The 1,103-nt window shown below is 63.3% G+C and carries 1 protein-coding gene; it reads right to left on the reverse strand.

Going from position 1 to position 1,103, the window contains the following annotated elements:
- Window positions 1-53: 53 nt before the first annotated feature.
- Window positions 54-1,040 (reverse strand): IS5 family transposase, encoded by a 987-nt coding sequence (locus EOB36_RS33870; protein ID WP_126103272.1) that lies wholly within the window; start codon window positions 1,038-1,040, stop codon window positions 54-56.
- Window positions 1,041-1,103: the final 63 nt, after the last annotated feature.

The raw sequence follows: 1,103 nt of genomic DNA on the forward strand, positions 1-1,103 counted from the left end.
GGCCTTTGTCGGTTTAGGCAGCCATCCTGCCGGATTGTGGACGCACTCCTCCCTCATGTCCGCCTCTCATCGGGTGGATAGAGGACGCCAATCATGGTGCGCAGATTGTAAGCGCAGGCGGCCAGTATGCACTGCGTGCGGTTGGTGGCGAGGTTGAAGAAGCGCAGGCGTCGCATGCCGTAACGCTCCTTGAACACGGCGAAAGGCCGCTCCACTGCCGCCCGCACCTTGGCGATCAGCCGGTTGCGCAGCTTGTGGCGCGGCGGCAACTCGGGGTGATGCTTGTTGGGCCGCCGCATCAGCCGGTCCTTAATGTTGGCGGCGGCGAGCCGGGCATGGCGGGCGTGGGTGTAATAGGCTTGATCGCCATAGGCCGCCTTCTCGTCGCCGCAGATCAACTGGTCGGCCGGCTCGGTGTCGGTGACCGAGGCGTCGCTCGCCTCGACACGCCGGATCAAGGTGTGCTCCTGGTCGACGCCGATGTGCATCTTGTAGCCGAAGGTGCTCTTCTTGCCCTTCTTGCCCCAACGCGCATCCTTGTCGGCCGACGGCTTGACCGGACCTTGGTGGCCCTTCTTCGGCTGCTTGGGCGGACGGCCACGAGCCTGCAGGAACGTGGCATCGACCAAGGTGCCGCGCTTGACGATCAGGCCCTTCTCCTCCAGCTGACGGTTGATCTCCTCAAAGACCTTGTCGATCAGTCGCTCACGCGTCAGCTCCTCGCGGAAGCGCCACAGTGTCGAATGGTCGGGCGTGCGGTCCGAAAGGCTGAAACCGGCAAAGCGGCGGAACGACAATCGGTCCCGGATCTGCGCCTCAAGCGCCGGATCGCTCAGCCCATGCCACATGCCCAGCAAAAGACAGCGCACCAGCGGTTCCGCCGGATAGCTGGTGTTGCCCGAGCCAGGACCGCTGCGCTGACCCAGCAATGTTCGGATCGGCGCCCAGTCCAGTTCCTTCGATACTAGGTCGAAAATCGTCTCATCCGACGCCGCCAGACCGTCCGCCAGACTCAACTGACCCAAAACACGATCCGCCATCCCGAATCTCCCTGCTCCAACCTTCACCACAGAATCACCGTTCGGCTTCTGTGCAAAGGTCTC

The sequence above is a fragment of the Mesorhizobium sp. M6A.T.Cr.TU.017.01.1.1 genome (assembly GCF_004023115.1).
Classification (GTDB): Bacteria; Pseudomonadota; Alphaproteobacteria; order Rhizobiales; family Rhizobiaceae; genus Mesorhizobium; species Mesorhizobium mediterraneum.